This is a genomic window from Emticicia fluvialis, assembly GCF_024793945.1.
Classification (GTDB): Bacteria; Bacteroidota; Bacteroidia; order Cytophagales; family Spirosomataceae; genus Emticicia; species Emticicia fluvialis.
Genome location: NZ_JANUSD010000023.1, coordinates 37,588 through 63,304 on the forward strand (window position 1 = coordinate 37,588; position 25,717 = coordinate 63,304).

General features: G+C 42.7%; 20 protein-coding genes. 5 read left to right on the forward strand and 15 right to left on the reverse strand.

Features of this window, described 5'->3' with window-relative positions; all coding sequences use genetic code 11:
• Positions 1-10 precede the first annotated feature (10 nt).
• The 3 genes from rnc to NZ848_RS20485 all read right to left on the reverse strand — a co-directional run bounded on the left by rnc (position 11) and on the right by NZ848_RS20485 (position 2,333).
• Complete coding sequence (gene rnc / locus NZ848_RS20475; RefSeq protein WP_101724964.1) at positions 11-757, reverse strand: ribonuclease III; 747 nt, start codon at positions 755-757, stop codon at positions 11-13.
• 9 nt (positions 758-766) lie between these two features.
• Positions 767-2,014, reverse strand: a complete 1,248-nt coding sequence (fabF, locus tag NZ848_RS20480) for a beta-ketoacyl-ACP synthase II (RefSeq protein WP_253531920.1) — start codon at positions 2,012-2,014, stop codon at positions 767-769.
• 82 nt (positions 2,015-2,096) lie between these two features.
• Positions 2,097-2,333: an acyl carrier protein gene (locus NZ848_RS20485; RefSeq protein WP_101724962.1), complete on the reverse strand. Its 237-nt coding sequence runs from the start codon at positions 2,331-2,333 to the stop codon at positions 2,097-2,099.
• A 230-nt stretch (positions 2,334-2,563) separates the two neighbouring features.
• Here NZ848_RS20485 and kdsA point away from each other — a divergent pair, with 230 nt between their 5' ends.
• Both kdsA and NZ848_RS20495 read left to right on the forward strand, forming a co-directional pair.
• Complete coding sequence (kdsA, locus tag NZ848_RS20490; RefSeq protein ID WP_390890902.1) at positions 2,564-3,379, forward strand: 3-deoxy-8-phosphooctulonate synthase; 816 nt, start codon at positions 2,564-2,566, stop codon at positions 3,377-3,379.
• A gap of 168 nt (positions 3,380-3,547) precedes the next feature.
• Positions 3,548-3,877 carry a DUF3467 domain-containing protein gene (locus tag NZ848_RS20495; protein ID WP_101724960.1) on the forward strand — a complete coding sequence of 110 codons (330 nt, stop codon included), beginning with the start codon at positions 3,548-3,550 and terminating at the stop codon, positions 3,875-3,877.
• 62 nt (positions 3,878-3,939) lie between these two features.
• Here the strand turns inward: NZ848_RS20495 and NZ848_RS20500 are convergent, their stop codons facing one another.
• From NZ848_RS20500 to NZ848_RS20550, 11 genes are all read right to left on the reverse strand, one after another.
• Complete coding sequence (locus NZ848_RS20500) at positions 3,940-4,611, reverse strand: hypothetical protein (protein ID WP_259017068.1); 672 nt, start codon at positions 4,609-4,611, stop codon at positions 3,940-3,942.
• 26 nt (positions 4,612-4,637) lie between these two features.
• Positions 4,638-5,927 (reverse strand): LVIVD repeat-containing protein, encoded by a 1,290-nt coding sequence (locus NZ848_RS20505; protein WP_259017069.1) that lies wholly within the window; start codon positions 5,925-5,927, stop codon positions 4,638-4,640.
• A 160-nt stretch (positions 5,928-6,087) separates the two neighbouring features.
• A complete protein-coding gene (locus NZ848_RS20510) occupies positions 6,088-7,308 on the reverse strand; it encodes a serpin family protein (protein WP_259017070.1) in 1,221 nt (406 codons plus the stop codon).
• Between the two features lie 33 nt (positions 7,309-7,341).
• Positions 7,342-7,794, reverse strand: a complete 453-nt coding sequence (locus tag NZ848_RS20515; protein WP_253531903.1) for an META domain-containing protein — start codon at positions 7,792-7,794, stop codon at positions 7,342-7,344.
• Positions 7,795-8,073: 279 nt separating this feature from the next.
• Positions 8,074-9,273 (reverse strand): L-2-hydroxyglutarate oxidase, encoded by a 1,200-nt coding sequence (lhgO, locus tag NZ848_RS20520; protein ID WP_259017080.1) that lies wholly within the window; start codon positions 9,271-9,273, stop codon positions 8,074-8,076.
• 195 nt (positions 9,274-9,468) lie between these two features.
• The gene (locus NZ848_RS20525; RefSeq protein WP_259017071.1) at positions 9,469-10,725 is read right to left on the reverse strand and encodes a YdcF family protein; all 1,257 of its coding nucleotides are present in this window, start codon (positions 10,723-10,725) and stop codon (positions 9,469-9,471) included.
• A 65-nt stretch (positions 10,726-10,790) separates the two neighbouring features.
• On the reverse strand, positions 10,791-12,317 hold the full coding sequence (locus NZ848_RS20530; protein WP_253531893.1) for a RagB/SusD family nutrient uptake outer membrane protein: 1,527 nt from the start codon (positions 12,315-12,317) through the stop codon (positions 10,791-10,793).
• Positions 12,318-12,331: 14 nt separating this feature from the next.
• Entirely contained in the window at positions 12,332-15,589 is a 3,258-nt protein-coding gene (locus NZ848_RS20535) for a SusC/RagA family TonB-linked outer membrane protein (RefSeq protein ID WP_259017072.1), read from the reverse strand.
• A gap of 196 nt (positions 15,590-15,785) precedes the next feature.
• Positions 15,786-17,903: a carboxy terminal-processing peptidase gene (locus tag NZ848_RS20540; protein ID WP_259017073.1), complete on the reverse strand. Its 2,118-nt coding sequence runs from the start codon at positions 17,901-17,903 to the stop codon at positions 15,786-15,788.
• A 137-nt stretch (positions 17,904-18,040) separates the two neighbouring features.
• Positions 18,041-19,339 carry a UDP-N-acetylmuramoyl-tripeptide--D-alanyl-D-alanine ligase gene (locus NZ848_RS20545; protein WP_259017074.1) on the reverse strand — a complete coding sequence of 433 codons (1,299 nt, stop codon included), beginning with the start codon at positions 19,337-19,339 and terminating at the stop codon, positions 18,041-18,043.
• A gap of 174 nt (positions 19,340-19,513) precedes the next feature.
• Positions 19,514-20,002 carry a hypothetical protein gene (locus NZ848_RS20550; RefSeq protein ID WP_259017075.1) on the reverse strand — a complete coding sequence of 163 codons (489 nt, stop codon included), beginning with the start codon at positions 20,000-20,002 and terminating at the stop codon, positions 19,514-19,516.
• A 225-nt stretch (positions 20,003-20,227) separates the two neighbouring features.
• On the opposite strand from NZ848_RS20550, the gene NZ848_RS20555 reads away from it, so the two are divergent.
• From NZ848_RS20555 to NZ848_RS20565, 3 genes are read left to right on the forward strand one after another with little or no spacing between them, the layout of a single operon-like run.
• Positions 20,228-21,547: a M14 family zinc carboxypeptidase gene (locus tag NZ848_RS20555; RefSeq protein ID WP_259017076.1), complete on the forward strand. Its 1,320-nt coding sequence runs from the start codon at positions 20,228-20,230 to the stop codon at positions 21,545-21,547.
• A complete protein-coding gene (locus tag NZ848_RS20560; protein WP_259017077.1) occupies positions 21,531-22,295 on the forward strand; it encodes a carboxypeptidase-like regulatory domain-containing protein in 765 nt (254 codons plus the stop codon). The genes NZ848_RS20555 and NZ848_RS20560 overlap by 17 nt, the downstream gene beginning before the upstream one ends.
• A 29-nt stretch (positions 22,296-22,324) precedes the next feature.
• Complete coding sequence (locus NZ848_RS20565) at positions 22,325-25,102, forward strand: alpha-L-rhamnosidase (protein WP_259017078.1); 2,778 nt, start codon at positions 22,325-22,327, stop codon at positions 25,100-25,102.
• Positions 25,103-25,534: 432 nt separating this feature from the next.
• Here NZ848_RS20565 and NZ848_RS20570 read toward each other — a convergent pair.
• A partial coding sequence (locus NZ848_RS20570) for a hypothetical protein (protein WP_259017079.1) occupies positions 25,535-25,717 on the reverse strand: 183 nt, incomplete at its 5' end.

A 25,717-nucleotide genomic window follows, 5' to 3' on the forward strand; every position in this document is an offset into this window, starting at 1 on the left:
GTCTTTTTTGTTATGAAGATTTTATTTCTAAACTTTCGCAGGCCCTGCGGGCGGCTTCCTGTTCGGCTTTTTTCTTGTTCCATCCACCACCGGTGCTAATGGCCTCACCATTTACTTTTACCTGTGCCACAAACTCTTTATGGTGATGCTTGCCGTTTTCCTGCACAATCTCAAAAACAATCTTTTTGCCTTCTTGTTGTGCCCAGCTTAACAGAATACTTTTATAATTGGTATTGGTCTGAATTACGGTGTCGAGGTCGAAATAATTGGCTATCAGTTTTTTCAGAATGAAAGTTCTGGTAAATCTGAAGCCTTTGTCGAGATAAATGGCGCCGATGAGGGCTTCCATGGCATCGCCATACATCGATGTACGGCTGTGGGCAATGCGCTGGCCATCAAACTGAATGAGCTTCTCTAAACCAATCTTGCGTGCTACCTGATTCAAAGATTCGCGGTTAACAATTCTCGACCTGATTTCGGTTAAGAACCCTTCATCCTTGAACGGATATTTCTTGAAAAGGTATTCGGCTACTATCATGCCCAACACCGAATCACCCAGATATTCAAGCCGTTCGTTAGACTCGCGAAAACCACCAATATTGGTTTCTTTTGACGCAGAGGTATGTCGAAAGGCCAACTGATAGAGCAAAGGATTACTCGGCTTTTCACCAATAATTTGCTCTACAGCTTTTCTAAACTCACGTTCTTTTGAACTCGTTTTAAAGAATCCCCAAAAGTTACTAGCCTCCGACAACACGTTTCGAAATTAGATTTTCTTAAATATTAGCGTAGCATTATGTCCGCCAAAACCAAAACAATTACTCAAAACTACATCAATTTTTTTTGATTTCGCCACATTTGGGGTTAAATCTATTCTTGGGTCAATTGCCTCATCAATATTGAACAGATTTATGGTTGGCGGAACAACCTGATTTTGGATAGCCAGTACCGCAGCAACAGATTCAACTGCTCCGGCTGCTCCAAGTAAGTGGCCTGTCATTGATTTGGTAGAACTGATGCTCATCTGGTAGGTATGATCACCAAACAACTGCTCAATAGCTTTAATTTCCTGTGGGTCACCCAGTGGTGTTGAGGTACCATGTGTATTGATATAATCAACCTCTTCAGGTTTCATGTTGGCATCTTCCAGGGCATCCTGCATAGAAAGAAACGCTCCTAAACCTTCGGGGTGTGGGGCTGTAATATGATAGGCGTCTGAAGACATACCACCACCTACTATCTCACAATATATTTTGGCTCCACGTGCTACTGCATGCTCATACTCTTCCAGAATCAATGCTGCACCGCCATCGCCCAACACAAAACCGTCACGGTCTTTGTCATAAGGTCTTGAGCCCGTTGCAGGGTCATCGTTTCTTTCAGACATGGCACGCAAGCCGTTGAAACCACCAATACCCGCTTGAGTAATGGCAGCCTCTGAGCCACCTGATATACAAATATTAACTCTACCTAAGCGTATGTAATTAAATGCGTCTATGATGGCATTATTGGTAGAGGCGCATGCCGATACAGTAATGTAGTTAGGACCACGGAAGCCATATTTGATAGAAATCTGGCCCGAGGCACTGTCGGCAATCATTTTCGGAATGAAAAACGGATTGAATTTCGGGGTACCGTCGCCACTGGCAAAGTTAATCACCTCTTCTTCAAAGGTTTTCAGACCGCCAATACCCGACCCCCATATAACACCGGCTTTATTTCTATTGATTGTTTCCAAATCAATACCAGAGTCTTTCACAGCTTCATCGGCTGCTACCATGGCATACTGGGTAAATAAGTCCATTTTACGGGCATCCTGCCTTGGTATAAATTGCGTTACGTCAAAGTTTTTAACTTCGCAGGCAAATTTTGTTCGGAACTTACTGGCGTCGAACTTAGTGATAAAGGCTGCGCCGCTCACACCGGTTGATAATCCGTGCCAGAACTCTTCTACCGTATTACCGATAGGCGTTATAGCCCCCAATCCTGTTACAACTACTCGTTTGAAAGCCATAAAATGAGGTTTGAAGTTTCAAAGTTATAAAGTTTCAAGTTTCAGGCTTGTATCATGAAACTTGAAACTCGCAACTCGAAAATTATTTAGAATTTTCTTCCAAGTATGTTATAGCCTGACCTACTGTCTGGATATTTTCTGCCTGGTCGTCTGGGATTGATACGTTAAATTCTTTTTCAAATTCCATTATCAATTCCACAGTGTCTAGTGAATCTGCTCCCAAATCATTGGTAAATGATGCCTCAGGAGTTACTTCAGACTCTTCAACGCCGAGTTTTTCTACGATAATTCTCTTTACTTTAGATGCAATTGCTGACATTTTGAACTGTAGTTTGGTGAAAAACGACTGCAAAGAAAATGCTTTTCAACGAAAACAACAAAATACCGGAAAGTTTTTTAGTGTCAGAAAACTTTCGACATTTGTATTTGTTTTTCTATTAAAGCCTGAAATACGAAAGAAATTTTGGAAAAACGCTCCGGAATAGAAATATTCCATCAATTAATTAAGAAAAACCTACTTTATAGTGGGCAAAAAAAACATTTAAAGTGCTGAAAGTCAATCAATTAAAAAACCAGAATTCGGGCAATTTTTTCTTAATTGCCGGGCCATGTGTGGTAGAGGGCCATGATATGGCTCTTGAAATTGCCGAGAAAGTAAAGAAAATTACCGACCGCCTGCAGATACCTTATATATTTAAGGCGTCGTATCGGAAAGCCAACCGAACCAAATTGAACTCTTTTACAGGTATTGGTGATGAACTTGCCTTGAGTATTCTAAAAAAAGTGGGTGACACGCTTGAATTGCCAACCATAACAGACATCCACGAGTCTCATGAGGCCGCCATAGCTGCCGGGTTTGTAGATGTTTTGCAGATACCTGCTTTTCTATGCCGCCAGACCGAACTGCTGGTTGCCGCTGCTGAAACCGGCAAAGCTGTTAATGTTAAGAAAGGACAATTTATGCACGGCTCAGGAATGGGCTTTGCCGTTGAAAAAATTAATGCCGTAAACCCTGACGCACAGGTAATGCTGACCGACCGCGGGAATTCGTTCGGGTATTCTGATATTGTGGTCGACTACCGCAATATTGTAGAAATGCAGGCCTTTAACGTGCCCGTAGTAATGGATTGCACACACTCGCTTCAACAACCTAACCAGTCATCAGGTGTTACGGGTGGTAAACCGGCTCTGATTGAAACCATAGCCAAAGCAGCCATAGCCGTAGGAGCCGACGGAATATTTATTGAAACCCACATGAAGCCATCTAAGGCTAAGTCAGACGGTGCCAATATGTTACCGCTCAACCAGCTTGAATCTTTATTGGAAAAACTGGTCAGAATCCGCGAAGCGGTAAAGAAAAACTAATTTCCATAAGCATAAATAGCTGAAAAAGAGCCACTTAAAGGCACATTACAAGCAAATACCGCTCAATAATATTTACCGATTAAATTTCATTTATTAATATTAAAAAATATATTTTCGTTATATTTACAGGGCAGCGTGCCTTCATAGAAATTAACATTTTTCAAGAATATGGCAAAGAAGAAAGATGCTCAGGAAGAGCCTGAACAACAAATAAATATTGAATTATCGGAAGAAATGGCAGAGGGAGTATATGCAAATCTGGCTATGATTGCTCATTCTAATACCGAGTTTGTAATTGATTTTATCAGATTAATGCCCGGTGTACCCAAGGCCAAAGTAAAATCCAGGGTTATTCTTACACCAGAACACGCCCAACGTTTGTTAACCGCCCTGCAAGACAATATTTCTAAGTATGAAGATAACTTTGGTTCTATCAGAGAAACCAACGAACCCCTGCCTTTTCCGATGAATTTTGGCGGCCCTATGGGAGAAGCATGATACATACCTGCTCTTCAAAACAAAAGCTCTGAAACCGGTTTCAGGGCTTTTGTTTTGGGTAGTCAGAACTCAATCCCCAATCTTACAACCAGTCTCTTATACTTTCGGTCTTCCTTCAATTCATTCCAGTAAATCCCGTCTACCTGGCGTTCCTGCCGGTATTCAGCCTTTTGAAATCGGTATCCAAAGTTAATCAGCCAGGCAGAACCGTTTCTCATAGGTAACCGGTACCCAACTGTAGGGCTTATCATTAAGCCGCCTGAGGTCTTAAAACCTGTGTTGTCTTCGTTCAGCCAGGCTGTTGAATAACCTGCATCAAGACCACCCATAAGGCTGCTTCCTTCCTCTCTTTTCTGATGTATGTTTCTTCTTATGCCCAATGCTAAAGGCATCAATATGGTTTCGCCGTACCCATCAACCCCCAACGTAAGGCCGGCCGCAGTTTTTGAGTTTATATAAACGCCATTGAATGTCTGCCCTGAAACATTTACCTGCTTGCTTACCTGATATATTGCCGGAACCCCAAATGAAGGCCCAGAGTAAGGATACCACCCGCCATAAGAGGCCAGATACTTTGTGCGGCCAAACAGAACGCCGAACTCCGTCATATTCACAAATCTGTGTTTCCTGAAAAACTTCTCTTTGGTTTCCTGCGCCTGGGTTTCATTACTACTACCTGCAATGCTCATCAACAAAAGGCTTACTGAAATAATATAAATATTAAGGTTTTTCATCTGATGTGCCGTTTTAGGGTTAATGTCTATTGTTTTACCGGAATTACACTCAATAGTTTCATGTCTTTCAGATTACTTGCATCGTACTGATACAAGCCATCTTTACCAACCATCAGCAGGTGTTTTCCACCTAGCGGAATCACATCAAAGGCATCCAATTTATCAATATGCTGCTGCAATTTTATGTCTGACGCGCTACTGGCATCAAAAGATTTAAGACCAAATTTGCCCTCACAGATAAAAAGACTGGGGAAGTCTACACCCAAGCCGGCGGGGTTCTGCATTTCATAGCTTTTAATTAACCTGGGTGCAGAAAGATTGGCCACATCTATTACATCTAGCCTGTTGGGTGCAACACCGCACCAGCCAGCGCGTAGCGTTACGTAAGCAATGTTGTTATGCACCACCACCGGGTCGCAGGCGCGGGCGTGCTGAAACATAGACATCAGCTGAGGCTTTGAGGGCTCTTTATTATCAAAGATATAAAGCCCTGTGTTTGACCCGATAAACAGTTTGTCCTGATAAGGAAAAATAGTTTCGATACCCCAACCAAGATTTATCTTGTTTTCCTGAACGGGTTGGCTCTGGTTCCGGATATTAAAAAGAACAAGGTCATTTTGTGAAACTGTGTAAAGGAAGTCGTCATACAGGGTAAACCTTGCCATAGAGCCGCCCTGACCCGTACTGCTGGACGATGACGAGCCGTTTGAACTGGTAGGCCCTTTAGAACCATTATAGTTGCTCAGATCGTAGTAAACAGGGTTAGGGCTTACAACCGAAAAACCACAGTTTGAACGATATTTTTCTGTTACAATTTTTATTTCATAATCGGTCAGCAATTTGATATTCTCATTATAATACCAGGTTACACCATCTGCCATGCCACTAGAAAAAACATCTTTTACCCTGCCCGATTCTTTAATATTTTTAATGTCGGCGATATCAAAGGTAACCAGGTCTATGTAGCTGTCTGTATAGAGCGTGTTACCTTTCACGGCCATGTCTATCACCCCGGGTATTTTCAGGAAACCCATGTTTACCGGGTTCGCCGGATTCGTATTATCAATGATATGTATCCCTTGTTTTATTTCATTAACAAAGATGTAATTGTCTTTCACATAAATCTTTCCCGGATTGATTAAATCCTGTGGGGCTTGCCAGGCTATACCGGCGCGTATCTGGTCAACAGAAATAGTAAAGGCCCGGGTGGTTCTGTAGGTACGGGTAGTTTCGCAGTCGTCCGTACAGGATTGCGTACCAGCCGCCATACCTAAGCAGAATATAATTGATAAACACTTGAGGTAGAATTTTTTCATAGTTTTAGTTTTTAATCTGTTTAAATAAAAAAGCCATGTGAAAGATGGGAATCTTTATATCACATGGCTTTGCGGATTTATTTTAATCGGATTACTCCAAAAATTATATGCTACACTTGGCGGTGCAGGAAAAGAATAGTTTTAAAATTTATCATGCACCTTACAGATTCGAAATTTTACCTGTAAATAGAATGGTGTTTGATTGTTTCTCACTAATTACAAACAAAAACGGGCGGTTACAAACTACCTGCGGATAAGCGGGCAAAGAAGTAACTACCACACCAATGGTTGTTACGGCTGCCGCCTCAGTACCCTTTTCGTCAACACCAACGTAGGTATTCTGTTTTACCATCCCCACTTTTAAATCACCGGCTTTACCAGCAATTTTCGACAGGTCGGCCCCATTGGTAAAGGCGGCATTAATACCCATTTCCATCAGCACTTTTTTCAGGTCTGTTTCATACTCAAGTGTAAACTTGGGCAGGCCTACAATTACTTTTTGCTCTTTCAGGGCTCCGCTTAGTGCCTTCCATTCATTGACAGAAAAGTTTACCAGTGTGGCATCGGTAGATTTATCCGGCAAAATTACTGTCATTACATAATTGCCGTCTCCATAAGGCAACTCTATGGCCTGGTAACTATCGCGTTTGGCATACTTTACATTTTCGGTCATGTTCATCATCTTCACGCTCTTTGTTCCTTTGGTACCGGTAAAGTTGTCGTTCTGGGTATTTGCTTCTTTAAATTGGGTTTTCCAGTCGCCTTTAAAGTACAGCGCGTTCATCAGAAACAGCACCTGGTCAGGGCTTATTTCTTCAATCACTTTCTTAATCTTGCCGTTGGTGTTGTCACTTGCCCAGTTGTTAATTTTACCTACTGTCTGGCTATCATCAAAGTTTTCGGCAAAAACCCCTGCATTAAAATATGTTTTGAGGTTATTGAAGTAAGACTGATTAACATTAAAGGTGTTTCTGTACCAAACCGAATTGGCTATGGTGTTTTTTACTTTAGGGTCACTCAGCGGAAGATTATCAATCAGGTCTTTATAAATACCATTGGTAACTGACATATCTGATGAGACCCTCAGCACTTTCTGAATTTCCTCTTTTGTTTTTTCATCAGCTCCGTTGAGCAGCATTCCTAATGCAATGTGTAGACTTAGCGGGGAAACAAAATAGCTTTTATCAGGAGCCTCAGAGGCATCGTGTTTTTTCCAGAAATCAAAGGCAAACTCGCTGGTCTGGTCAGCAAAAGTGCCGGGTATGGCCTTCAGTTGGTTATTAGCTTTCTCGGTATCCGGCGATACCTGGTTTTTATCACTACAACTTGCCGCAGCCAGAGAACATACTACTGCTAACAATGCAATTTTAAGTGTTTTCATGTAAAGGTTGATTTAAATAATTAGGTTGTTCTTTTACTTTTTCTCAAAATACAAGGCTTCATTTGCCGGTGATGACACATACAATACCAATATGTTTCTGTCTTTCAAGTCGTATTTTTCAACATTACGCAGGCTTTCATAGTAGGTAAGCTCGAAAGAGTTGGCATCTGGAGTGCCTGCAATTTTTGTTGAGCCAATTGCCGGTATCCTGAAGGTTCTTTTGTTTTCGTCAACCATCGGTTCGGCAAAATAAAAATTCACTGAACTACGCCCGTAAATTGTAACTTTCTCTTTCTCATTCTTTAACTCCATTGTTACATCAAACTTTGGCGTTTTCCCGTCTGAATACCCTTTAAATTTCCATTGGCCAAGTAAATCAGACCCTCTCATTGCCTCAAAAGAAGGATATGAGGCTTCTATTTTTTCATCCTTGCAACCGCCCAATCCTATGGCAGCTGCTACAAACAACACAAGTACTTTTTTCATCTGATTTAAAATCTTCTGTTTCCATATAACTGTTGCCGGTTTTTTAATACGGCCAGAACCAACAACTCAGTCCGTCAAGGGAATAAACAAACGAGCATGTTTTTCCCCTGACTTAAACAAATGTTTTGACTGAGGCTCAGTACCCTTTTCAATAGCATAGATACCTGATTATTAAAAATGGTTGGAATAGCCACTTATTTTTTAAATAAACAAACAACAAGCCCGGCTATAACAATATATAACCGGGCTTGTTCAATCTTAAAAAATTAATGTTTTTTATCAGAACCGCTTCAAAACCAGTTCGCTCACTGTCTGACCAATTGAGAGAGACGAAGTGGCCGCAGGTGATGGTGCATTGCACACATTAACGGCGCGCTCGTTTTCAAAGATGGCGAAGTCGTCTAGTAAGCCGCCGTCATAATCACAGGCCTGAGCTCTTACACCTGCTCCGCCTGGTATCAGGTCATCTTCCTGTATTTCGGGTATCAGTTCCTGCAAGGCTTTGGTAAAAGCGGCTTTTGAAAACGAACGATACATTTCGCCAAAGCCTGTGCGCCAGTATTTAGCGGCCACTTTGCGAAACCCTCGCCAGGTGAGGGTCTCGAACAACTCGGCCAGATTAATATCGGTTTTTTTGTAGCCTTCACGGGCAAAAGCCAGCACGGCGTTGGGGCCGGCCTCTACCCCACCGTGAATCATACGGGTAAAATGCACACCCAGAAACGGGAAGTTAGGGTCTGGCACCGGGTAGATAAGGTTTTTTACCAGATATTGTTTTTCTGGTTTTATTTCAAAGTATTCACCTCTAAAGGGTGTAATTCTTAATCTTTCGGCACGTTGGTCGGTCATTTGCCCTACTTTATCAGAATACAATCCGGCACAGTTTACCACCAGCCTGGTTTGGTAAGACCCCCCGTCAGTATTAACCACCGATGTGTTCGCCTGAGAATTTATACCCGTTACCTTTTGCCCAAAAACTATTTCTCCACCCAGCTCACGTGTTTTTTGCAGGTATTTTTCACACACCTCGGTATAGTCTATAATACCCGTCTGGGGAACAAAAAAGCCTTTGAGGCCATTTACGTGTGGTTCGTATTCTTTCAACTGCGCAGGGTTGAGCATCTTAAACCCATCCAGTCCATTCTGTTTGCCGCGTTCAAAAAGCCCATCCAGAATAGGCACCTGCTCAGGGCGGGTAGCAACTACTATCTTGCCGCATAAGTCATGCTTTATGTCTTCATTGCGACAGAAGTCAAGAAGCATCTCATAACCCCGTATACAATTGGTGGCTTTTAAACTACCCGGCTTGTAATATAAACCCGAATGTATAACGCCGCTATTGTGGCCTGTCTGATGTTGGGCAACTTTGGTTTCTTTTTCAATAATCAACAGTTTCAGGGTTGGATTGCCCTGTTTGATTTTCAAAGCAGTTGCAAGCCCGACAATTCCTCCACCAATAACAATTACATCGTAGGTCATATTCAAATCAAGAAAGATGGTTTTTTTGCCGTAAATATACAACAAAAGCCTGTTTTATCTGAAACAATAGCCCGCTAAAAAGCAATCTGGTTTTTAGCTTAAAAAGTTTTACAGGCCATAAACGCAACACTTTTAAAGCAAAAACACCAACTGTTGGCGCAGATGGTGTTTTTGTAACTATTTAATAACGGCCTGCTAAGGGTCAAGCGGGTCGTAAGGGTCCATGTGCAAGCACTCCATTACCGGATAAAACTCTATTACGTGATTAGACAATTGCTTTTTACGGGTATAAGGTGTGTATCCCAACTCGCGTATGTTGCGCGTATCGAAACTACCCGCTGCCGAGTACTTGGTTTGCGACATAGAAGTAACAAACAACGATGGCATATCTACCGGTATACCATAGCGAATCATGAGCCGTACAGAATTACGGATATTGGTGGTAGTATGCCTTGCCTGCGGCTCTGCAATAATAGCAGAGGCAGGAATGTTATACTTCTCCATCAGGTATTTTTTCATTTCTACCGCTTCATTATAAATAGTCTTGAAAGGATAGCAATAGCCACCAGTAGGAATAATGAAGGGGGCGTCACCTGCCAGATAACTACGGGCAGCGGCATCACAATGTAGTTTTCCTTCATGCCCTATTGGTATATGCAGTTCAGGGCCTGCACCCGGAAGCACAATGACGGCGTATTTGTATTTCTTCCAGTCGGTTTTTTGAATTTGCTCATAGGCTGCTTTGTTTATTCCTTTTTCCAGCGGTTCAAGCCTTGCCGGTTCGTCCCTGTCGTTTGCCTGCATTAACTGCATGGCTACTGCCAACGACGGCTTATAGAAAACATCAAAGCTTTTGCTACTTTCATTGAGCGACGCCACCAGGTCTTTCAGCATAATGCGGTACGAACGCGAGGTTACCACATAACTGGCTGAGTCAATATGCGGATATCTCATTTTTTTACCCAAACCAAACTGATTGATGATGTAATCCATTCCATAAAAGCACTGGTTCCAGGCTTTAGCCAGTAAAACTTCGTTCGATAAACCTACAAAACGTTGATAATAGCCCGAAGGACGTAAATGCCCATCAATTATTTTATCGAAAGCTTTTTTATTGGCTGCATAAACCGTTTGCAGTTCTTTTGCCAATACGGCGGTATCCTGTTTCCAGAAGAAGTCACTGAGCAATGATACCGGGTGCGAGCAGGTGTCTGTTACGTGTGCTTTTAAAACCTCTACTTTCTTTTGCAGAAGGCTTTTCAGCGTTGCATTATTACTTAATATCGTTTTTACTTCGGGCGTTTTTTCAATTACCGTAATCAGATAAAAGTTTTTATCGACGGTTAAATCGCCGGAAGAAAGCAGACGGTAGTTTTTATTGTACCCCTGCCCGGCCACATTTATTATAAACAGTATTGAGATAGAAAGGGTGTACAGTAACTTTGTTTTCATAGGGTATAAATGTTGAAAAAGTAAAGAGGGTAATGCGGAAGTCGCATTACCCTTTTATATGAAAATCAATAACCTGGGTTCTGATACATCTTTACGGGGTCAAGTTTGCTTTCATCGAACGGAATCGGGAAGTAAACATCCTTTGTTGATACGTTTTTCAAATCTGAAATACCGTAATCGGCCGGGTTTTTACTCTTTAAATAATTTACAAAACCCTGAGGATTATCTCCAAAGGCACGTAGTAAATCAAATAAACGGTGGTTTTCAAAAGCCAGCTCTGATCTGCGTTCGTGCAGAATAGCAAGTTTCAAGGTCGGGTACTTGGCATGATACGCCGCATCAGAGGCTGCGTAGTCTGGCAAACCGGCACGTTTACGTGCCTGATTCAGATAACTTATTGCTTCTGTATTGTTACCCAGCCTTTCGTTTACTTCGGCAAGCATCAATACAATGTCAGCATATCTCATCAGAATAAAATCATTTCCACCCCAACCATTGGCAGCTGCGGCTTCACTTACGTCGCGATACTTGGTAACAAACCAGGCTTTTGCACTGGCGTGGTCTGCCCATTTTACCGAGAAGTCTTTTCTGATGTCTCCTGCTTCATATTCATTAACCAGATCTGGATTCACAAAAAACCCACGACCCGTTGATGGTCTTTTAGAGTTGATGGTTTCGCCGATTGACTGGTTACGATACGCAATACCAGAGGCATAGTTCTGGTCGCCTTGTTTATACACAATCTGAAAAATAATCTCCGGGTTTGTGTTCTTTTTATTTACATCAAATACATCAGCATAGGGGATGTCTGACAACTGCCCGAAGGTTCTCATGGCATAGGCTGCTTCCAGATACTGCTTGGCTTTAGTGAAATTGGCTGTTTTGTTATCTGCTAAAACAGAGCCCATTGTAAGGTAAACCTGGCCAAGCAAACCATTAATAGCTGCTTTGCAAGTACGGCCTTTGCCTGAAGCCGGCTGGATATTCGGTAAATCAGCGTTTAATGCTTTTGTGAGGTCATCAACAATTTGTGCATAAACCAGCCCTTTTTCTACCCTGAAAGTGCTGGCTACGATTTCGTCATAAGACGCCATGAACTTGGTTACCATAGGCACGTCTCCCCATTTACGAACCAAATGAAAATAGGCTAGCGCACGAAGGAAAAGCGCCTCTGATTTGTAGATAGCGCGGTTCTTTTCATCAGTAAACTTAATTGCGGTGTTATCAACGTTCGACAACACATAGTTGGCACGCGATACAATGGTATACAGGGCATTCCAGTGGCCGGTCATTTCAGGATTGGTAGGCACTAATGTAAAGTTTGTGAACTGGAAAGGCGTACCTGCCGACGACTGGTTATCTGTACGCCCTGCATTATCACTGCGCTCTTCGCTATACAAATCGCTTGTTTCGCCAAGCGCACTGTTACTTCTTATGGCAGTATATATACCTGCCACGGCTTTCTGTACATCAATTTCAGAAGAAAAATACTTGTCGCTGGCAATGGCGTTGGGGTTTTCTATTTCCAGGTAATCTTCGCACGACGAAGACACCAACGCAACCAATATTAATAATATGCTTAATTTTTTCATGATTCAAATTTGTTTTAGAATTGAACTTTTAATCCGGCATTGAAAGACCTCATTAAAGGGTATTTACCGTAATCTACACCCGGAGTCAAGTTAGAGCCATTGTTGTAATCTACCTCAGGGTTATAACCTCTGTACTTCTGAGCCGTGAAAGGGTTATCTGTTGATAGATAGATGCGTACATTTGAAATGGCATTATTGGTAAGCGCTGCGGTGTTCCAGTTGTAGCCAAGTGTTACGTTGGTAATTCTGAAGAACGAACCATCGTTCAGATAGAATGTAGACAAACGCGTACTGTTACTCTGGGTACCACCACGGGCCGCGCGATAAATCTCACCACCACCGGGATTTTCAGGCGTACGGAAACGATCATCGACAACAGCATACTGGTTGCCAGAGCCTTCCATATTCAGGTTGTAATAGTTTTGCCCGTCAAGCACTTTGTTGCCATGCGTACCGTTGGCAGATACCGATAGGTCAAATTTCTTGTAACGCCCTGAAAGGTTGAAAGCATAAATGAAATCAGGGTATGGGTTGCCGATGATGGTCTTGTCAAGGTCGTTTACAATCCCATCTTTATTAGTGTCTTCAAAAAGCAGGTCGCCCGGCTGAATTTTCGTGCTTTGCGCAGCTGAACGTGCCGGTATATCATCATTCACATCAGGGGCATTATTAATGGAGTTTGCCTGTTCCTGAGTTTTCACCATCCCAATTACTTTATAGCCGTAAAACATACCAACCGGTTGGCCTTGCATGGTAATGTGGGTATCATAGCCGCGTTCAGCACCTCTGGTAAGAATGGTAGAGGCTCCACCCAAATCAAGCACCTTATTACGGTTAGTAGAGATGTTTCCGCTGGCACGCAATTCAAAATCATTTGTTGAGAGTATAATTCCGTCCAACTGAAGGTCGAAACCACGGTTATTGATTTTAGAATCAGGCAAGTTGGTCAACATCGATGTTGAGCCCGATACGGCTGTAATAGATTTAGAGAACAACAGGTTATAGGTGTAGCTGTCGTAGAAGTTAGCAATAACCTGAAGACGGTTGTTGAACAGACCCAAATCAAGACCAATATTGGTTTGTGATGTTGACTCCCAACCCAATTTGTCATCGCGGAAGGCACCCGGGAACATGGCTGTTTGCACGGCATTGCCAATAACCGTACCGGTTTTGCCCATTACCTGCTGGAAGTTGTAGGCGCCAATACCATTGTTACCACTCACACCCCAACTGGCGCGGAACTTCAGTGAAGTTCTTTCTCCGACCAGATTTTTGTAGAACATTTCATCAGAGATTGTCCAGCCTCCTGAAATCGAAGGGAAATAAGCCCAACGGTTTTTAGGCCCGAACAAAGATGAACCATCGCCACGGAAAGAAGCCGTTACATGATAACGATTCAGGTAATTAACGTTAAGACGCCCGAAACCCGAAGCCATGGCATATTGGGTAATACCCGTAGAACCACCTCTTGAAAAGTTGGCGGGGTCTGAGCCACCACCGGTAATAAATGGTATTTTGTCGTCAGTAAAGCCATTGGCTGTTACGTTAATCACATCAGTCACGTGTGATTGTGACGACGCACCTACTACCCCACTTACATTGAAATTGCTGACTTTTTTATTGAAGTTCAATGTAAACTCAGTCAGATAATCTCTTTCGTCGGTGCGGGTGTTCTGCGCATTGGCAGCAGTAATGGCTTGTGGAGAGTAAGGTGCATTAACACCCGAAGTGATACTTGTAGGGCGGTAGTACTCCCAGTTGTTTGTAAAGTTATATGTACCAAAAGACAATTTAGCTGTCAAGGCCTCTACTATTTTGTACTGTCCGTAAACGTTGTAGGTTGCTCTGGTTGTTTTACGGTAGTTTTTAACCATTTGTGTGTAAGCTATCGGGTTTTCAATGTCACTCTGAAAAGCATAGTCGCTTGACTGTGCCGACATTTCGTATTGTGCCGGTGTGCCATCAGCATTGTAGGGCTTCAGAAACGGAAGGTAAATCAAGGCTGCCATTACCGGGCTTTGGTTAAAACGCCCTTCGGTTACTTCGTTACTTTTGGTATCCGTATATGCCAGGTTAGCGCCTAAAGTTATTTTTTTAGAAACATCTACATCAATATTAGAACGTAGATTATATTTCGTCATATCGGTATTGAGCATGATACCATCCTGGCTCTGATACCCTCCGGAAATGGCATAACGCACTCCGGTACGGCCGCCAGCAATTGACAAATTGTGTCGGTGGTTTGCTGCATTGCGGTAAAGTTCATTTTGCCAGTCGGTGTCGTATTCCGGCTTTTTGATTGTTCCGGTAGCAAAATCATACATATAATCAGGTATCCTGATTGTGTTTGCGTTTACGTTATTGGTACGGGTTGTACGTACCGTATTGTTGTCTTTTACGTAATCATCAGACCACACCTTTCCCTGCGATACCATCAGGTCTTTATAGGTTTTGTTGTGTGCATCTACAAAGAGGTCAAAAAACTGCTCAGCATTCAGCACTTTCACTTTACGCGCAAGCTGGTTAATACCAAACTGGTAATCGTAGGTTACCATTGTTTTTCCTTCTTTACCTCTTTTAGTGGTAATCAGAACCACACCACCCGATGCCCTTGAACCGTAGATGGCCGCAGAAGCTGCATCTTTCAAAACCTCTACAGACTCTATGTCTTCCATGTTAAGGAAAAGGTCTCCGTTAGCCGGATACCCGTCTATGACATACAGGGGGTCTGAACTGGCGTTGATAGAACTTGTACCACGCACCCGTATTTTGGTAGTATTGTAAGGGGCGCCACTTACCTGCGATATCTGCACCCCGGCTACTTTACCTACCAGCGCCTGACCAACCGTTGGTGTAGAGAGGTTCAATTCACTTGCTTTTACGCTGGCAATAGCACCTGTGATGTCGCTCTTGCGCATAGTCTGATACCCTACCACTACTACTTCCTGCAACGTATTTATATCGTTTTCCAAAGCAACGGTTACGGTAGCACTAACCGGCACCTCTGTTGTTTTGAAACCAATAAATGAAATAACCAGTGATGTTGCTTCTGATGAAGCCACAAGTGTAAATTCGCCCTTTGCATCGGTCAATGCCGCTGTCTTTGTTCCTTTTACCTGAACGGTAGCGCCAGGCAACGGTTTCCCTGTTGCAGCCTCTGTAACCTTACCCTTTACCTGCCTGCCCTGTGCGGCAGCGGGTACTGCATTGTATATAAATAATACAAGGCACGTTAACGTTGTGAGAATTGATTTAAGTACTTTTTTTTTCATTGCGAGTGGTTTTAAAAATAAATTTCCCGCAAAAGAAACCAGCCATTATTAACATTAAATCACCATCATGTAATCTAATTGTTATCAAACAGCGCGCAAAGACTAAAGTAGAAGTAAAGCAAGAGCCGATATAAATAAAAAAAGAGGCTGCCTGTGTAGCAGCCTCTCAGGGCAAATTTATTGTTATGGAAGTGGCCTAGTTTTTAACCGCCATTCCTTTTTGCTGAATCATGTCGTCCATCACATTAATGGTTTCGTTCATGTACACATCTTTTTTCAGGAAATTAATCCAGAAAGTATTGCGGTCTTTTTTCAGTGAGTCAGAGTTAATCACTTCCAGGTCTCCGGCCAGATTGGCTACTGATAAATCGGTTTTCAATTTGGTTAAATCGCGCACTTTTCCGGCCACATCTTTTATTTCTTTTAACTGCACTTTATAGTTTTTCAACTCTAGCGAGCGAGAAGTTTTCCGGTTATCGGCCAATATATTTGTATTGTCTTCTATTTGCTTAAACACATCATTACCTGCCAGACGTGCTTTGCTTTTTTGCTGCAAAAGAGCAACATCCGGAGAGGCCGTCCAGGTTTGGTAATTAGCTTTGGGCATCTCATCCCAAACCAATGCGTTTGGCGAGTCTTTCTCACGCATTTTGTAGGCTTCATACACGCCTGTCAGAACGATGTCTGACTCGACACCCTTTAACTGGGTGGCTCCGCCATTAACACGGTAATACTTTTGAAGCGTTAAGTGCACAGCACCCAGGTCTCCGGCTCCGCTGCCATTGCCCATACCACCAACCGGGAACGCCCTTTGCACTGTACCTTTGCCATAAGTAGAGCTTGAACCTATTACAATACCTCGTTTGTAATCCTGAATGGCAGAAGCAAAGATTTCTGAAGCTGAAGCGCTGCGCTCGTTCACCAACACCGCCAACGGGCCATCATACAGAACAGACGGGTCGTTGTCTCCCATTTGAGAAGGGCGCCCTGCACGGTCACGAATCTGCACTACCGGGCCTGTCTTAATAAACAGACCTACCATGTTTACCACCTCTTGCAGGCTTCCGCCACCGTTATCTCTGATATCAATAATGATTCCGTCTACACCTTCGGCTTTCAGTTTTTCTACTTCTTTTGCTACGTCTTTAGAACAACGTGCAGCCTGCGGACGTTGGAAGTCGGCATAGAAAGCGGGTAAATCAATAACTCCTATTTTGTTTTTGCCCGAATTAATAATGGCACTTCTGGCAAAGGTTTCGTCCAGTTTCAGTTCGGCACGGATAATCGGCACTACCTTCTGCGTGCCGTCGGGCTTCTGAATTGTCAATCTTACCTCTGAGCCTTCTGCTCCTCTTATTATTTTTACGGCATCGTCAGTGGTAGACCCCGTTAAGTCTTCGGGTTCGCCTGTGCCCTGAGCAACCTTCAGAATAATATCATTGGCTTGTATCTCACCTGACTTCCAGGCCGGGCCGCCTGCGGTTACACTTCTGATTTTTATTTTGTCGTCTTCCTGCATTAACAAAGCGCCGATACCAAAGAAACGGCCACTTAGCCTTTCATCAAAAGAACGTTTTTCAACCGGCGGAAAGAAGTCTGTATGTGGGTCCATTTCATTGGTAATGGTGCCTACAAAAACGGCAAATCTTTCGTTTTCATCAAACTTGTTTTTCAGGCGGTCAAAGTACTTGTCCATTCCTTTTTTCACCTTGCCGCGTGCTTCTATTTCAAGCGCTTCGTTTGTTTTGGCTACAAAATCGGCCTTGGTTTTATTCTTTTCCTGCTGCTCAAGCAGGTCGTTATAACGCTCCAGTGTCTGAAATTTCAGATATTTTCTCCAGCGGTCTTTTCTTTCGGTTTCGTTTGATGCAAACTCTGTTTTATCCCAGTCTAATTCTATTGTTTCGTTTTTGTCAAACGTAAACGGTTTTTCAATCAGCTGTTTGTAAATATCCTCAGCCTCTACCAGCCTTACTTTGTAGATTTCATCAAGAGCGGCAAAGAAATCAAGCGGGGCACCGTGAATCTCGTCGTCAATTCTGGTTTCAAATTTGCGAAGCCTGCTTACGTCTTTTTCAAGTAAAACCCTTTTGCTTGGGTCTAGTCTTTTCAGATACTCAATAAAGATTTCTTTCGAAAAAGCATCATCAATTCTCTTCGGACTATAGTGCCCTTGTTCGAGCATGGCACCTACGGTGCGTAGAATAATTTCGTTTTTGGTAGGCGGATCATTCTGCAAGGGCATGGCTGCCATAAAAACAGCGCCGACGATTCCACCGAAAAGCATTAAAGACAATACACGCTGCTTTCTCATAAGTTAATCTCCTCGGGTTAAATAATTTCGTTAAAACACTACTGACTAAAAATCAGTATGGTATATAACGTATTTCTGCCAAATAAATTTCGGGCTGGCATCTAAAATTGATAAAAGGATTTTTTCAGGTATAAGCGCTATTGAAAACAGGCAAGGGTGCTTTCAAGCCCCATTCCGCGCGAACCTTTAATCAACACAAACGAATTTTGTATCTGCCTGTCCAGCAACCAGTTGTGTAATGAAAACTTGTCAGGAAAATAAAATGCTTTCGGAAGCGGGTCTAGTGCTGACGCCATCAGCTTGCCTGCAAGTATCACCAGGTCAATATCACCCCTGGCTACCAGCTCTCCAATGGCTCTGTGCTCGGCAGGTGCCTCCTCTCCCAGTTCAAGCATATCACCCAGAATCACCACTTTCTGTTTGTCTGTTTTCAGATTAATGAAGTTCTGAATAGCGGCAGACATAGACGATGGATTGGCATTGTAGGCATCTAACAATATGCTGTTGGTTCCTTTTTGTATAATCTGCGACCGGTTGTTGTCCGGATTATACGCGCTTACTGCTTCAGCGGCATCTTCCAGGCTAACGCCAAAATATAGGCCAATGGCCATAGCCGTTGCAATGTTTTCAAAGTTATAACGGCCGGGCAGGTTAGTTGTATAGGTTTTCCGGGGGGCGTTATTACTGTTAACCGAAAATACCACTACCGGTGAGTCTTCCAGCATCAGCAGGGTATCGTCATGCAGGTAATTAACCGTTTGTTTAAAGCTGCGGGTTTGAGCCATTCCCGTCAGGTTTTCATTACTGGCATTGAGAAACACCGTTCCGCCTGATTTCTGTAGAAAATCATAAAGCTCACCTTTGCCTTTTTTTACGCCTTCTACTCCACCAAAGCCCTCCAGATGTGCTTTACCTACATTGGTAATAAACCCATGTGTAGGCTCGCAGATATTACTGAGGTCTCTAATCTCTCCCTGATGGTTGGCGCCCATTTCAATAACAGCTATTTCATACGTTTCATCAAGCCCCAGCAATGTAAGCGGCACACCAATGTGGTTATTAAGGTTACCTTTGGTATAATACGTCTTGTACTTCTTTGCCAATACGGTTGCCACCAACTCTTTTGAAGTGGTTTTACCGTTAGAGCCTGTAAGCCCGAGAATCGGAATACTGAATTGCTGGCGATGATAATTAGCCAGTTTCTGCAGGGTATACAATACATCATTTACCACAATGCAGGCATCGCCGGTGGCATATTGTTCTTCATCAATTACCACATACTTTGCACCTTTTTCCAGTGCCTCTTTGGCAAAAGTGTTGGCATTGAATTTTTCGCCTTTCAATGCAAAAAACATTGTTCCTTCTCCTATTTTGCGCGTATCTGTCGAAACCCCGTTGCAGGTTTTCAACTTCTCATATATTTCAGCTATTGACATTACTAATGAAACAGGTTTTTAATTTCCTGTAAATTTAATGTTAAACTGCCAAATACTATTCAATGCACAATTCATTTCTTTTTGAAAGCGTCGGTACTAAATAAATTCTGCTGAAAAAACAAAAAGCCTCCAAAATCAGGAGACTCTTATGCCTATTAACAAAAAACATGATACTTACTTATTACTTACTACGCCTTTGGGGTCAATGATTTTATCATCTACCTTTGAGCCATTAGAAACCTGCACATAAAGTGCGTTGGCATCGTAAAGGTCCCCGAATTTTTCTTTCAGGTTTACCTCCAGCAGATGGTCCAGAACTGCCGCACATTCAATGCCGGTGCCGTGTTCTAAGGTTACTACCAGATTTACTGTAAGCGGATATGACTTGCGGATGATACCGTCCCATACCACCTTATAGTTGCTGGTTAAGCAGCCACCCGTTACGGCAATTTTCAGCAAATCGTTTTCACGCTTTACTTCTTTTATATCAAAGGGCCGGCTCTGGCCTGTAGTGCGGGTATTAATTATTGACTTATACTTTGTTTCGCTTACTTCAAAGGCAACAGTGCTTTTATCTGGAGCAGGCTCGGTGGCTTCTGGTTTACAAGCGGCTATGGCGAGCAATAGAGACAGACTAACAAAAACTAGTGTGATAGCTTTCATAATTCTTTATTTAAAATGGTTTGTAAAATTAGCTTTCAATGAATGATTCTTTTTAAACCAGAGTGGTTGTAATACCTCCTGTAAATATGAATACCCCGGCCATAAAACAATAGCATTGGCACAACTGGGCGCTATGGGTAGTGAATAGCACAATACCAGCACATTAGCTTATGTTTTAGAAATAAATGATATTTTTGTTTTTAAACTCAATAAAATACCGATTTTATGGTTCTTCCTCACAAACGCCTTAACTTTGTCTTTATAGTTTATTCCCTTTTTATCAGTATGCCATTAATTGCCCAGACACAGGATTACTCAAAAGCCTTATTCGAAAAACACGATGTTTTTAAAGAAACAGCACTTAAGCACCGCCGTTTCAAACATAAAGACATTGTACCGCTGATTGAGAAATTGCCTTTTGAAAAACAGGTAGTGGGGCAATCTTTTGAGGGGCGAGACCTGTATCAGATAAAACTCGGTAGCGGGCCTGTTAAGGTCTTGTTGTGGTCGCAGATGCATGGTGATGAACCCACAGCTACAATGGCTCTGGCCGATATATTTTTGTTTTTTCAGGGTAAAAACGATGGCTTTGATACCCTACGGCAATCTATTTTAGCCAACACCACCCTGTATTTTGTACCTATGCTAAACCCTGACGGAGCCGAACGCTACCAGCGGCGTACGGCTACCGAAATAGACATGAACCGCGATGCGCTGCGTTTCCAGACACCGGAAGGCGCATTGCTGAAAAAATTGCAGGATGAGCTGAAACCGGAATTTTCTTTTAACCTGCACGATAAAAACACCAGATACAGTGCAGGCCGGAGTAATAAACAGGCTACCGTTTCTTTCTTAGCCACTGCTTATGATTATGAACGGAGCTGGAACCCCACCAGAACCAGAGCCATGCAGGTAATAAGTGGCATGATTGAAGCACTGGAACAGTTTATTCCGGGACATTTAGGGCGCTGGAACGACGAACACGAACCGCGGGCTTTTGGCGATAACGTATCTAAATGGGGCAGCAGCCTGATACTGATAGAATCGGGTGGTTATAAAGATGATACCGAAAAGCAGTTTATCAGAAAACTAAATTTTGTAGCTATTCTAACTGGTTTGCAGGCCATAGCAGAGAAATCTTATACCCATTATACGTTGTCTACTTATGAAGCGTTACCTAATAATGAGCGCTACCTGTACGATTTGCTTGTACGCAATGCCGGGTTTAACTATAATGGTAAAATAGTTATTAAGGATATAGGTATTGACCTGATTGAAAAAAACACCAAGAACGCTACGGGTTTTAGTATCAGAAGCGTTATTGAAGAATTGGGCGATTTGTCTACTTTCTGGGGTATCAAAGAAATTGATGCTACCGGCTTACAGGTAAAACCCCTTGCTGATTTTCCGGAGTTAATTAAAACATATAAATTATCTAAACAGGACGTTCAGGACAAAGACCTGAACCTGGACGAAAAAGCCAACTTTGTGTTAGCCAAGGGCAATGATGTTAAATACGTAATTATTAATGGACAAATTAAATAGCCGCATTGGCATCAACAGATTAACCTGTCTTTTTTTCTTTCTAACCTTAGTAAATACCCACGTATTTGCCCAACAAACATACGTACTTGGCAAAGCCATCGATAAAACAACCAGAAAAGGGGTGCCATCGGCAACGGTTGTCAACAAGAATACCAGGCAGATTACGCGCACCGGCGAAAACGGCAATTTTCTGGTAAAGGCATCAAAAGGCGACTCCATCAAGATTTCATCTGTAGGTTATAAAAATGCCGGAATAGAATGGGACGGCGTAACTACCGAGCCGGTAATAGAAATGCCGCAGGATGCCATAATGTTGCCCGAAGTAACCATTAAAGACCGACGCCTGGAGATTATCAGGAAGCAGATTGATGAATTGCTGGCAGCTCCGGAGGCTTCTAATAAAATGAAATGGAAAGATATATCTAACCTGATTAATACCAATACTACTTTACCCAATGGTGGCATTGGCATTTCAATAGACGGCCTTTATCAGCTTTTCAGCAAGGAAGGTAAAACCCGCCGGAAACTGGAAGCCATGAAACAGGAAGACCTGAGAAAACTGCTGGTTGAATACCGCTACAACGCAGAATACGTTTCTTATGTAACCAAACTAAAAGGGCAGGAATTAAAAAACTTTATGAAATACTGCAATCTGCCCGATACTTTTATACTTACTGCCAATGATTACGACCTGACCTTTGAGGTATTCAGATGCCTTGAAGATTACAAAACCCGGTTAAGATTTTAAGATTACTTTATACCTCTATTGTAAGCCTCATGAAAAAACAGATTTTTCTACTTATCTCTGTTCTTATTTTTAATATTTCTTACGCTCAGTCTATTGAGAAACTTCGTTGCGAATATTCTGAAAACCCTTTGGGATTAGACACCCCAAAGCCCCGTTTGTCGTGGCAAATTTCCTCCCCTACCCGAGGCACTAAACAAACGGCGTACCAGATTCTGGTGGCAGACACAGAAGAAAACCTGAAAAAAGACAATGGAAATATCTGGAATTCGGGTTTGGTGAAATCGGCACAATCGCTGTGGATAAGCTATGGAGGCAAGCCGCTGGAATCGCGCAAGAGATATTTCTGGAAAGTGAAAATCTGGAACGAAAAAAATAAACCCACAACTTTCAGCAATACTGCCTGGTGGGAAATGGGTCTTCTGCAAAAAACCGACTGGACAGCACACTGGATAGGCAAAAAAGGAACTGAGGGAAAACCCCCGAAATCTGTTGAGCTGCAAAAGGAGTTTCAGCTAAACAAGCGCGCAGTAAGAGCAAGAATATATGTAACAGGCCTGGGGGCATATCACCTCATTTTTAACGGTAAAAAAGTAGGGCAAGACTACCTCACTCCCGGCTGGACACACTACCTGAAAACAGTTCATTACCAGACTTATGAAATAGATGCTGAAGACCTGACCATCGGTACCAACTTTATTACCGCAACCCTGGGTAGTGGCTGGTGGAGTAGTGGACTGGGCTGGGGCGGCGGTAAATTTGCTTATAGTGATGGCCCCAACCGATTGCTCTTCCAGATGGAAATGGAGTTTTATGATGGCTCGCGCCAGACTGTTATCTCTGATGCCAGCTGGAAAACCCGGCTTTCGCCCATAGTATCTAATTCGTTATACAATGGCGAAGTGTATGATGGCCGTCTGGAATATGGTAAAGACTGGGAAAACGCCACCGTTCTTGACGATAGCGAAAACAAAACAACGCTCTTTGGCCCTAAACCCGAAGACAACCGGAACGACGAGGCAGAAACTTTCAGCACAAAAAATGTAAAGCTGATAGCATCTGTTGCTCCGCAGATTCAGGTAATGCATGAAATAAAAGCCGTGAAAATAACCGAACCCCGCAAAGGCCGATATGTGTTTGATTTCGGCCAGAACCTGGTAGGCTTTACTCACCTGAAAGTAGAAGGCAAAGCAGGTAAAGAAATTGAAATGAAATTTGCCGAACTGCTTACCGACAAAGGTCTGGCAGACCAGGCCAACCTGAGGAGTATCAGACCAACCGATAAGTATATATTGAAGGGCTATGGCATAGAAGAATGGGAGCCTAAGTTTACCTATCATGGTTTCCGCTATGTTGAGGTAGAGGGGCTACCCAAAAAGCCGGATGAAAATACACTGGTGGCAAAAGTGATTCATAACAATGTGCCTTTTACCGGAAGTTTCAACACTTCAAACGACCTGCTCAACAGCATTTACAAGAATATAACCTGGGGCCAGCGGGGTAACATGCACAGCGTGCCTACTGATTGCCCGCAAAGAGATGAGCGTCTGGGCTGGATGGGCGATGCCCAGATTTTTGCCCCCACCGCCAGTTACATTATGCAAATGAATGGCTTCTTTGCCAAGTGGGTACGCGATATCGCCGATTCTCAACATTCAACAGGGTATGTATATGATGTAAACCCTAAAATTGTAGTGGGCGGGCCATCTAAACCCGCATGGGGCGATGCCCTGGTGATTGTACCTTACAGAATGTATCAGTTTTATGGCGATAAGGGCATTATTGAAGAAAACTACGAAGCCATGAAAAACTGGGTAGAATACCTGAACAACCACCCGAATACGAAGCAAAACGGCCTTTATCATTTTCAGGCCGGAGATTTTTATGGTTACGGTGACTGGGTGCCGGTTGAGAAGTCACCAACCAAACCTATTGGTGGCAGCTATCAGTTTTTCTCAAACAAACTACTGGCCGAAATGGCGCAAATAATAGGAAAAACCACTGATGCCCAAAAGTATGAGTTGGTTGCGCAGAAAGCGGCAGACAAATACAATGAGTTTTATTTTGATGCCCAAAGCAAAAATTACGAAGGCAAAACACAGGGAGCCAATCTGATTCCTCTGAGTCTGGGAATCACTAAACCTGCCGACCGCACCGCAGTAGCTAAAAATGTAGCGGCCAATGTAAGAGAGAAGAACGACCACCTGACCACCGGATTTCTTTCAACAGAAATGTTATTACCAACCCTCAGCGATGCCGGAGAACACGAACTGGCCTATAAAGTAGCTACCCAAAAGACATACCCAAGCTGGGGATACATGGTTGAAAAAGGCGCTACAACCATGTGGGAGCTTTGGAACTCTGATACCGAAAAACCGGAAGGCATGAACTCGCGCAACCATTTTGCTTATGGCTCAATCGGCGAGTGGTTCTACGCTTATCTGGCGGGTATCAAACTTGACCCGCAAAGTGCCGGGTTCAAGCACTTTATTATTGCACCCATGCCGGCAGGAGACCTGAAATGGGTTGAAAGCAGATACGTAACAGGCTATGGGTCTATCGCCTCAGGCTGGAATCTACAGGATACTAAATTTACCCTGAAAGTAAGTGTGCCAGCCAATACCTCGGCGCAAATACAATTGCCATTAGCAGGTAAAACCAATGCCATTATAAAAGAAAACAACAAACCGGTATTAGCCGGAAACAAAGCGCCGAAAATTAAAATACCCGGTATAACGTTTGTAAAAGTTGAAAACAACAAAGCCATTTTTGAAGTCTTAAGCGGAGATTATTCGTTTACGGTGGAATAACATGCCTTATCATCCTGATATATATCATCGTCGTTCGATTCGTTTACAGGGTTATGATTATTCAAATAGAAGGTCTTTATTTCATAACAATCTGCACGAAAGAAAGGCTCTGTATCTTTGGTGAAATCAGAGAAAACCAAATGATATTGAATGAATTAGGAAAGGTTGCCCATAAATGTTGGATGGGCATACCGGGTCATTTTCCTGATGTCTTTCTGCATGAATTTATCATTATGCCTAATCATATGCATGGCATTATTGAATTACGACCTGATTACATAAAACCATCCGACAATGTAGGGGTTCAAAATTTTGAACCCCTACTACCGAAAATCAACCAATATCAGAAAATTATACCACGTTCTATTGGCTCAATTGTCTGACTAGTCCTAAAATAGCGATACAGGATTAATAATAGTAAAAATACATTTTTTAGACAGAAGTAGCCTTCGTGTTGCTTCTGTTTTTTGTTTTATAGGTTTTCATTTTGATACTGTTTTGCAGGTGCATCAGATTAGGAGTTAGCATATAATTAGACCAGTGTGGCCTGATTTGATTGTACTTGTTTATAATTTCCGCTACCAGCTTTTTCATTAATGATAATTCAAGATGGTA

What these genes read in the sequence shown, in the direction of transcription:
- NZ848_RS20565 (WP_259017078.1), top strand. Translation starts at nt 22,325, where the DNA reads ATGAAAAAACAGATTTTTCTACTTATCTCTGTTCTTATTTTTAATATT.
- NZ848_RS20515 (WP_253531903.1), bottom strand. Translation starts at nt 7,794, where the DNA reads ATGAAAAAAGTACTTGTGTTGTTTGTAGCAGCTGCCATAGGATTGGGC.
- NZ848_RS20510 (WP_259017070.1), bottom strand. Translation starts at nt 7,308, where the DNA reads ATGAAAACACTTAAAATTGCATTGTTAGCAGTAGTATGTTCTCTGGCT.
- NZ848_RS20495 (WP_101724960.1), top strand. Translation starts at nt 3,548, where the DNA reads ATGGCAAAGAAGAAAGATGCTCAGGAAGAGCCTGAACAACAAATAAAT.
- NZ848_RS20500 (WP_259017068.1), bottom strand. Translation starts at nt 4,611, where the DNA reads ATGAAAAACCTTAATATTTATATTATTTCAGTAAGCCTTTTGTTGATG.
- NZ848_RS20530 (WP_253531893.1), bottom strand. Translation starts at nt 12,317, where the DNA reads ATGAAAAAATTAAGCATATTATTAATATTGGTTGCGTTGGTGTCTTCG.
- NZ848_RS20485 (WP_101724962.1), bottom strand. Translation starts at nt 2,333, where the DNA reads ATGTCAGCAATTGCATCTAAAGTAAAGAGAATTATCGTAGAAAAACTC.
- NZ848_RS20540 (WP_259017073.1), bottom strand. Translation starts at nt 17,903, where the DNA reads ATGAGAAAGCAGCGTGTATTGTCTTTAATGCTTTTCGGTGGAATCGTC.
- NZ848_RS20560 (WP_259017077.1), top strand. Translation starts at nt 21,531, where the DNA reads ATGGACAAATTAAATAGCCGCATTGGCATCAACAGATTAACCTGTCTT.
- NZ848_RS20545 (WP_259017074.1), bottom strand. Translation starts at nt 19,339, where the DNA reads ATGTCAATAGCTGAAATATATGAGAAGTTGAAAACCTGCAACGGGGTT.
- fabF (WP_253531920.1), bottom strand. Translation starts at nt 2,014, where the DNA reads ATGGCTTTCAAACGAGTAGTTGTAACAGGATTGGGGGCTATAACGCCT.
- NZ848_RS20550 (WP_259017075.1), bottom strand. Translation starts at nt 20,002, where the DNA reads ATGAAAGCTATCACACTAGTTTTTGTTAGTCTGTCTCTATTGCTCGCC.
- lhgO (WP_259017080.1), bottom strand. Translation starts at nt 9,273, where the DNA reads ATGACCTACGATGTAATTGTTATTGGTGGAGGAATTGTCGGGCTTGCA.
- NZ848_RS20555 (WP_259017076.1), top strand. Translation starts at nt 20,228, where the DNA reads ATGGTTCTTCCTCACAAACGCCTTAACTTTGTCTTTATAGTTTATTCC.
- NZ848_RS20535 (WP_259017072.1), bottom strand. Translation starts at nt 15,589, where the DNA reads ATGAAAAAAAAAGTACTTAAATCAATTCTCACAACGTTAACGTGCCTT.
- NZ848_RS20505 (WP_259017069.1), bottom strand. Translation starts at nt 5,927, where the DNA reads ATGAAAAAATTCTACCTCAAGTGTTTATCAATTATATTCTGCTTAGGT.
- NZ848_RS20525 (WP_259017071.1), bottom strand. Translation starts at nt 10,725, where the DNA reads ATGAAAACAAAGTTACTGTACACCCTTTCTATCTCAATACTGTTTATA.